The 8066-nt window shown below is 70.8% G+C and carries 6 protein-coding genes; 3 read left to right on the forward strand and 3 right to left on the reverse strand.

The window, feature by feature from the left end:
* Positions 1 to 3372: ABC transporter ATP-binding protein (locus VF542_RS09360; RefSeq protein WP_408651434.1), on the reverse strand; the 3372-nt coding region annotated here is incomplete at its 3' end.
* A 92-nt stretch (positions 3373 to 3464) separates the two neighbouring features.
* Here VF542_RS09360 and VF542_RS09365 point away from each other — a divergent pair.
* Complete coding sequence (locus VF542_RS09365) at positions 3465 to 3653, forward strand: hypothetical protein (RefSeq protein ID WP_408651435.1); 189 nt, start codon at positions 3465 to 3467, stop codon at positions 3651 to 3653.
* 67 nt (positions 3654 to 3720) lie between these two features.
* Here VF542_RS09365 and ligD (VF542_RS09370) read toward each other — a convergent pair whose 3' ends face one another.
* Complete coding sequence (gene ligD / locus VF542_RS09370; protein WP_408651436.1) at positions 3721 to 4635, reverse strand: non-homologous end-joining DNA ligase; 915 nt, start codon at positions 4633 to 4635, stop codon at positions 3721 to 3723.
* A complete protein-coding gene (gene ligD, locus VF542_RS09375) occupies positions 4625 to 5557 on the reverse strand; it encodes a non-homologous end-joining DNA ligase (RefSeq protein ID WP_408651437.1) in 933 nt (310 codons plus the stop codon). Before ligD (VF542_RS09375) ends, ligD (VF542_RS09370) begins: the two co-directional genes overlap by 11 nt.
* A gap of 50 nt (positions 5558 to 5607) precedes the next feature.
* On the opposite strand from ligD (VF542_RS09375), the gene VF542_RS09380 reads away from it, so the two are divergent.
* Positions 5608 to 6606 (forward strand): Ku protein, encoded by a 999-nt coding sequence (locus tag VF542_RS09380; RefSeq protein ID WP_408651438.1) that lies wholly within the window; start codon positions 5608 to 5610, stop codon positions 6604 to 6606.
* A gap of 202 nt (positions 6607 to 6808) precedes the next feature.
* Positions 6809 to 7846 carry a tryptophan--tRNA ligase gene (gene trpS / locus VF542_RS09385; protein ID WP_408651439.1) on the forward strand — a complete coding sequence of 346 codons (1038 nt, stop codon included), beginning with the start codon at positions 6809 to 6811 and terminating at the stop codon, positions 7844 to 7846.
* Positions 7847 to 8066 lie beyond the last annotated feature (220 nt).

Raw genomic sequence — 8066 nt, forward strand, 5'->3', positions numbered from 1 at the left:
CCGGGCGGCCCGCTCCACCTCGGCATCGGTGGCCTGCGGCCTGCCGTAGGCGATCGCGTCGCGGATCGTGCCCGGCGACAGATAGGCCTCCTGCGGAACGATGCCCAGGTGCTGGCGGTACCCGGTCAGCGACAGCTCCCGCAGATCCTGGCCGTCGACCCGTACCGCGCCGGCGGTCGGGTCGTAGAACCGGGCGATGAGCTTCACCAGCGTGGACTTGCCGGCGCCGGTCTGGCCGACCAGGGCCACTGACTGCCCGGCCGGGATGTGCAGCTCGATCCCGCGGACGGCCGGCTCTGCCGTTGCCTGGTAGCTGAAATCGACACCCGACAGCGCGATCTCGCCTCGCAGGGCCGGCACCGGTCGAGGCGCCGGGCGCTCCGGGGTGCCGGTCGGGGTGCGCAGCAGGTCCTTCAGCCGGGACAGCCCCACCGAGGCCTGCTGGTAGCCGTCGAAGACCTGCGACAGCTGCTGGACCGGTCCGAAGAAGGCCTCGAGGTAGAGGAAGAAGGCGATCAGCGACCCGGCGGAGAGGGTGCCGTGAGCCAGCCGGTGGGCGCCGAAGGCCAGCACTGCCGCACCCGACAGATCGGCGAGCAACTGCACGAACGGAAAGTAGGCCGCGATGTAGGCCTGGGCCCGCATCCTGGAATTCCGGTAGCTGCGAGCGGCGCCGAGGAAGGCGCTGGCGTTGTGCTTCTCGCGGCTGAACACCTGCGCGACCCGGACGCCGGCCATGTTCTCCTGGAACTGCGCGTTCACCGTGCTGACCCGCTCGCGGGCCTCGACGTAGGCAGGCACCGACAGCCGCCGGAACACCAGGGTGGCCGCGATCAGGACCGGCAGCGCCACCACCAGCACCAGCGCCAGTTCGGCGTCGAGCAACACCAAGGCGACCAGCACGCCGACCAGGCTGAGCACGCTGATCAGCGCCGAGGCAAGGCCGGTCTGCAGGAAGTTCGACAGCGCGTCGACGTCGGTCGTCATCCGCGTCATGATGCGGCCGCCCAGCTCGCGCTCGTAGTAGTCCAGGCTGAGCCGCTGCAGGTGCGCGAATGCCTTGACCCGCAAGGTGTAGAGCAGCCGCTCACCGGTGCGCCCGGTCAGCCGCTGGCCCGCGGCGTTGATGACCGAGTCGGCAAGCAGCACCACGAGCGCCGCCGCCGAGACGGCGAACAGCACGGACGAGCGGTGTTCGGCGACGCCCCGGTCGATACCGGTCCGGATCAGCGCCGGCAACAGCAGCTGCAGCACCGCGTCCAGCCCGATCAGGCCGATGCCGAGCGCGAAGGCCAGCCGCACCGGCGCCAGCAGCCGGCGCAGGCCGAACTCCGGATCGGCGGCCCGGGCCGCGGCCTCGTCGATGCCGGGGTCATCGGTGGCCGGCGGCAGCGCGGCAACCTTGGCCAGCAGCTCCTCGGTGGCCGGTACCGCCCCGAACCAGCCCCGGCCGCCGCCGGCCGTCGGCGCGGCCTCGGCGGCCTTGCGCACCTGGTCGGACGTTCTCGCCACCGGGTCGATGGCCACCGGCTGCCACAGCGCTGTGGTGACCCCGTCCACCACGGAGGAATCGATCGGTTCGGCGGTGGTCAGCTCGCCGGCGTCGATGCCTTCGGCGTCCTCACCGGGGCCGCCGAGCAGCAGCCGGAACAGCGCGCACCGGTCCATGAGCTCCTCGAACCCGCCGATGTCGGCCACCCGGCCGTTGTCCAGCACCGCTATCCGGCCGGCCAGCGACAGCGTCGAGCGGCGGTGCGCGATCAGCACCGTGGTGCGGCCCCTGATCAGCTGCCGCAGGGTGGCCAGGATCTCGGCCTCGACCTGGGGGTCCACGGCGCTGGTGGCATCGTCGAGCAGCATGATCCTGGGATCGGTGAGCAGTGCCCGGGCCAGCGCGATCCGCTGGCGCTGACCGCCCGACAGCGTCAGGCCGCGCTCGCCGACCACGGTGTCATAACCCTGCGGCAGGTCGGCGATGAAGCCCGCCGCCTCAGCCGCGACGGCCGCTGCGACGATCTGGTCGTGGCCGGCCTCCGGGCGTCCGTAGGCGATGTTGGCGGCGATCGTGTCGGAGAACAGGAAGCTGTCCTCGAACACCATGCCGATGGCCGCGCGCAGGTCGGCCAGCCGTACCTGGCGGACGTCCACGCCACCGACGCTCAGCGACCCCGCGTGCACGTCGTAGAAGCGCGGGATCAGCATCGCCAGGGTCGACTTGCCCGATCCCGCGGCGCCGACGATGGCCAGCGTCTCGCCCGGTTCGACGCTCAGCTCCAAGCCGCGCAGCACCGGCTCGGAGCGGGTGTAGCCGAACCCGACGTCGCTGAAGCGCAGCCCGACCGGCCCGTCGGGCAGCTGCTGGGGGTCCGGCGGGTCGAGCACCTCGGGGGAGGAATCGATCACCTCCAGCACCCGCTGCACGCCGGCCCGGGCCTGCTGGCCGACGGTGAGCAGCGCGGTCACGCCCCGGACCGGAGCAACCAGCTGGCCGACGTAGGTGGAGAACGCCAGGAACGTACCCAGGGTGATCTGGCCGTGCAGCGCAAGCCAGCCGCCGACCAGCAGCACCCCGATCTGGCCCAGCGCCGGCACGGCGGTCATCGCCGTGGAGTACATGGCCTGCAGCCGCACCACCCGCATCCGCTCGGCGAACAGGGTCCGGGCCCGGCTGCTGAGCTCGCGCACCTCGCGCTGCTCCTGGCCGAAGCCCTTGACCACCCGGACACCGGTGACCGCGGCCTCGACCTGGCCGACCAGCTCACCGGCCTGCAGCTGGGCCGACCAGTTGGCCGGGAACAGGTCGCGACTGGAGCGCCGGGTGATGAGCGCGAGCGCCGGCAGGATGGCCAGCGCCACGAGGGTCAGCAGCGGAGAGAGCCACACCATGACGACCAGCGAGATCAGGAACAGCAGGGCGTTGCCGGTCAGGATCGGCAGGAAGGACAGCAGCCCCTGCACCAGACCGACGTCGCTGATCGAGCGGCTGACCACCTGGCCGGTCTGCAGGGCGTCCTGAGCCGCACCGTCCAGGCGTTGCAGCGAGGTGAACACGTCCGCGCGGAGGTCGTACTGGACGTCTAGGGACAGCCGGCCGGCGGTGTACCGGCGAACGAAGGTGAGCACGTACTGGACCAGTGCGACGCCGACCAGCAACGCCACCCAGGGCGCGACCGACGCCCGCGGCACGCCGGGCTGCTGCGGCTGGCTGACGATGTCGATGACGTGCTTGACGATCAGCGGAACGGCCGCCAGCACCAGCGAACCGGCCAGCGCGGCGCCGAACGAGCCGAACAGGTCGAACCGGTGACGCAGGCAGTAGCCGGCGAGCCGGCGCAGCCAGGACGGCTGGCTGGCTGGTGGGGTCGGCGGCACCCGGCCATCCTATTCCGGGGTCGTTAGGCAGGCGAACTTTCTGCGGGGCCGGCTGAACCCGCTGCCCAGGCCGTCCGGCTACCCTTCAGCGCATGATCGCCGCCGGACTGTGCGGGAGCTGCGGCCACGCCAGGGTCAACCAGACCCGGCGCGGCCCGAGCTACCTGCGTTGCCTGCTGGCCAGTGTGGACGCCGCCTATCCGCGCTACCCGAGGCTGCCGGTGCTGCGGTGCGCCGGCTACGCACCCGCTTCGTCCGGGACCACCGACCGGAACGCCTGACCACCGACCGGAACGCCTGATCGCTGACCGGAACGCCTGATCGCTGATCGCCGACCGCCGGCCGCGGTCAGACCGGCAGGGTGGCCGAGCCCTGCAGCAGGCCGGCCGCCAGGTCTCCCTCTGCCTGCACCCGGCGGAGCACCTCCGCGGAGTCCAGCTGGCTGAGACCGGGCGCGGCGAGTTCCTCCCAGGTGCGGGGCGCCGCGACCCAGGGCCGGGCCCGGCCGCGCAGCGAGTACGGGCAGATCGTCGTCTTGGAAGGGTTGTTCTGGCTCCAGTCCAGCAGCACCTTGCCGACCCGCAAGGCCTTGGTCATGTTCGACACCACCAGCTTCGGGTGGCTCCTGGCCAGTGTCTCGGCCAGCCGCTTGGCATAGCCGATCACCAGGTCGGCGGACTGTGAACCGTCCAGCGGGGCGTAGAGCTGCAGGCCCTTGCTGCCACTGGTCACCGGAATCGCCGTCAGGCCGTCCTCGGCCAGCCGGTCCCGGATCAGGTGGGCCGCCTCGGCGCATTCGGCCAGGCCCGCCGGCGGCCCGGGATCCAGGTCGATCACCAGCCGGTTGGGATTGCGGACCGCGCCGCGCGGGCCGACCGTCCACTGCGGGACGTGCAGTTCCAGCGCGGCCAGGTTCGCCATCCAGATCAGGTCAGCGGTCCCGCGCAGCACCGGAAAGACCAGGGTCTCCCGGTTGCGCGAGGAGCCGGGGGTGGGCAGCTTGACGGTACGCAGCCAGGACGGTGCGTAGCTGGGCACGTTCTTCTCGAAGAACGGCGTGCTGTCGGTGCCGTCGGGCCACCTGATCCGGGTCACCGGCCGGTCGGCGAGCTGTGACAGCAGCACCGGCGCGATCCGCGCGTAGTAGTCCAGCACCTCGGCCTTGGTGGTGCCGGCCTCCGGGTAGAGCACCTTGTCCAGCCGCTTGAGCTTGAACTGGTGGCCGTCGATGCTGACCAGCTGGTCGTCAGCCTCAGGACTCACGCCGCACCTCGGACGGGTCGAGGTCGGTCCGGACGCCGCGGAAGACGGGCTGGCGCAACCGGTCGCCGGTCGTCCAGCCCAGGTGGCGAACCTCGACCACGACAACCGGCTCGCACCAGCTGGCGCCGGCCGCGTCCACCCGGGGGACCTCCGTGCTGAACGGCGGGCGCGCCAGCCGCAGCGGCGCCAGCAGTTGCTTGAGCTCCTCGTTGGCGGCCCGGCTGATCCCGCTGCCGACCCGGCCGGCGAAGCTCAGCCCGCCAGCGCCGTCCGGCATGCCCATCAGCAGGGCGCCGATGTCCTGCGGCGCACCGATCTGGGGCCGCCAGCCACCCACCAGGCACACCTGGTGCAGCCGGTGCGCCGTCTTGATCCAGTCACGGCTGCGCCGGCCGGGCTGGTAGGTGGACCGTCGGCGCTTGGCCACCACGCCCTCCAGGCCCCGGTCCAGGGTGGCCGCGAGCAGGGCCGGCCCGTCGTCATAGACCGGCGAGCTGCGCCAGGTCGACTCGGGCAGGCTCAGCCGGTCCAGGCTGGTCCGGCGCTCGACCAGCGGGCGCTGGATCAGCTCGACGCCGTAGAGCCGCAGCACGTCGAAGGCCATCATCGTCACCGGCTGCGACTGGGAGAGTTCCTGGGCGCGGCGGGCGTCCGAGACGTGCATCCGGTCGGCGAGCGCGGCGAAGGACGGCACCCCCTCGCGCAGCGCGATGATCTCGCCGTCGATGAGGGCGTCCTTGACGTTCGCGGTCACCTCGGCCAGTTCCGGGAAGCTGACGGTCACGTCCCGGCCGGTGCGCGACACCAGCCGCAGGCCGGCTGCGGTGACGTCGGCCAGTACTCGCATACCATCCCACTTGACTTCATGCAGCCAGTCCTCGTCAATTGGCTGTGGACCGGGTGTGGCGAGCATCGGTCGCATAGGGTCATGCTGCCTGTGGGGACAAGTCGGCACCACCGTGAGGAGTAGGGATGAGAGCCATCTGGAAGGGCGCGGTGTCTTTCGGGCTGGTGAACGTGCCGGTGCGGTTGTTCGCCGCCACCGAGGAGAACGATATCCGCTTCCACCAGGTGCACCGGGAGGACGGCGGCCGGATCCGCTACAAGCGCACCTGCAGCGTCTGCGGTGAAGAGGTCGCCTTCGACGCGATCGCCAAGGGCTATGAGACCAGCGACGGCCAGCTGGTGATCCTCACCGATGAGGACCTCGACCAGTTGCCGGTCGCCACCAGCCACGAGATCGACGTGGTGGAGTTCGTGCCGAGCAACCAGGTCGACCCGATCCTGTTCGCCAAGACCTATTACCTGGAACCCGACGCCAAGGCTGCCAAGCCGTACGCGCTGCTGCGCGAGGCGCTGATCGAGACCGAGCGGATGGCGATCGTCAAGGTCGCGCTGCGGCAGAAGGAGACGCTGGCCGTGCTCCGGGTCCGCGACAAGGCGATCCTGCTGCAGACCATGCTGTGGCCCGACGAGGTGCGCAAGCCCGACTTCGCGATACTCGACTCCGATGTCGAGCTGCGCCCGCAGGAGCTGAAGATGGCTGCCTCGCTGGTCGAGAGCATGGCCGCGGACTTCGAGCCGGAGCAGTTCTCCGACAACTACCGGGAGGCGGTCGTCGAGCTGATCGACGCCAAGCTCGAGCGCGGCGAGTCGGCCACCCTGCCCGGCACCGACAAGCAGCCGAAGGCCGGCAAGACCGGTGAGGTGGTCGACCTGCTGACCGCGCTGCAACGCAGCGTCGACCGGGCCCGTGGCACGGCGAGCGAGGACGGCGCGGCCGAATCGGCTGAGTCGAAGCAGGGCGAGGCCGAACCTGCCAAGGCCACGAAGAGCTCCCCGGCGAAGAAGGCCCCGGCGAAGAAGTCGGCGCCGGCCAAGACAGCCGCCGCCAGCAAGGCGCCGGCCAAGAAGGCAGCGGCTGCGAAGAAGGCCGCTCCGGCGAAGAAGGCAGCGTCCAAGAGCGCCTGAACCTCGCCGCGCCCGCTTGGTTCTTGCTACCGTAGGGCCATGTCCAGCTGCCCGGTGCCTGCCACTGGTAGCTGGCGGCCGTCCGTATAAGGACGGCTCTTCACCCACCCTGGCGAACTATCGCACCCTGGGGCCGTCCCGCCGGACGGCCCCTTCTGCTGTGCTCCCGGCTGGGATTGCCCCTCCTGACAAGGAGGAATCGATGGCAACGACCGCACCCGCGGTAACAACCGGACCGGCCGGGATGACCGCACCGGCGGCTGGCCCGATGCTGACCGGCCGGGTACTGACCGGTGACCGCCCGACCGGTGGCCTGCACCTCGGGCACTACTTCGGCACGCTGGCCAACCGGGTCCGTTTGCAGCAGCAGGGCTGCGAGCTGTTCGTGGTGGTGGCCGACTACCAGGTCATCACCGACCGGGACCGGCCTGAGAACCTCCGGCAGCTGCGCACCTCGATGGTGCTGGACTACCTGGCCTGCGGGATCGACCCCGGCCCCAGCACGATCTTCGCGCACAGCGCGGTGCCGGCCCTGAACCAGTTGCTGGTGCCGTTCCTGTCGCTGGTCAGCACCGGTGAGCTGGACCGCAACCCGACCGTGAAGGAGGAGATCCGGCTGGCCGGCCGGTCATCGGTGAACGGGCTGATGATGACCTACCCGGTGCACCAGGCCGCCGACATCCTGTTCTGCAAGGCAGACCTGGTGCCGGTCGGCAAGGACCAGCTGCCGCACCTGGAGCTGACCCGGTCCATCGCGCGCCGGTTCAACGACCGCTACGGTCCGGTGTTCGGCCTGCCCGAGGCACTGCTCGGCGAGGTCGGCACGCTCCTGGGGCTGGACGGCCGCAAGATGTCGAAGAGCCTGGGCAACGCGATCGCGCTGGCCGACAGCCCCGACCAGGTCGCGGTCAAGCTCCGGGGTGCCCGGACGGACTCCGACCGGCGGATCAGGTACCAGCCGCAGAGCCGGCCGGAGGTCGCCAACCTGCTCATCCTTGCGGGGCTGTGCCTGGGCCTGGACCCGCAGCAGGTCGCCGACCGGATCGGCGCCGGGGGAGCGGCCGAACTGAAGCGGGTGGTCACCGACGCGGTCAACGACGTGCTCGCCCCGATCCGGGCCAGGCGGGCCGGCTACGGGCCCGATGACGCCGTCGAGATCCTGCGTCGTGGGAGTGCCCGGGCCCGCGAGATCGCTGATCAGACCCTGGCCGAGGTCAACGCCGCGATGGAGATGGGCTAGTCCTTGCGAGCCTCGTAGCATAGTGTGTGCATACCTGCGCATACGATGAAGGTGGTTGGAATGGGCCGAGCGAACGTGTACCTGCCTGATGATCTGGAACGCCGGGTCAAAGCGGCCCACATCCCGATCTCGGAGGTCTGCCAGCGGGCGTTGCTGGCCGCGGTGGAGGCAGCCGAAGGCGCCGGCCATCCCTTCGGCGAGGACGTCGGCCGGCAGTTCC

Origin of the sequence: Jatrophihabitans sp., from assembly GCF_036389215.1 — a bacterium.
Taxonomy (GTDB): Bacteria; Actinomycetota; Actinomycetes; order Mycobacteriales; family Jatrophihabitantaceae; genus Jatrophihabitans_A.

What these genes read in the sequence shown, in the direction of transcription:
- VF542_RS09365 (WP_408651435.1), top strand. Translation starts at nt 3,465, where the DNA reads ATGATCGCCGCCGGACTGTGCGGGAGCTGCGGCCACGCCAGGGTCAAC.
- ligD (WP_408651437.1), bottom strand. Translation starts at nt 5,557, where the DNA reads ATGCGACCGATGCTCGCCACACCCGGTCCACAGCCAATTGACGAGGAC.
- VF542_RS09380 (WP_408651438.1), top strand. Translation starts at nt 5,608, where the DNA reads ATGAGAGCCATCTGGAAGGGCGCGGTGTCTTTCGGGCTGGTGAACGTG.
- trpS (WP_408651439.1), top strand. Translation starts at nt 6,809, where the DNA reads ATGGCAACGACCGCACCCGCGGTAACAACCGGACCGGCCGGGATGACC.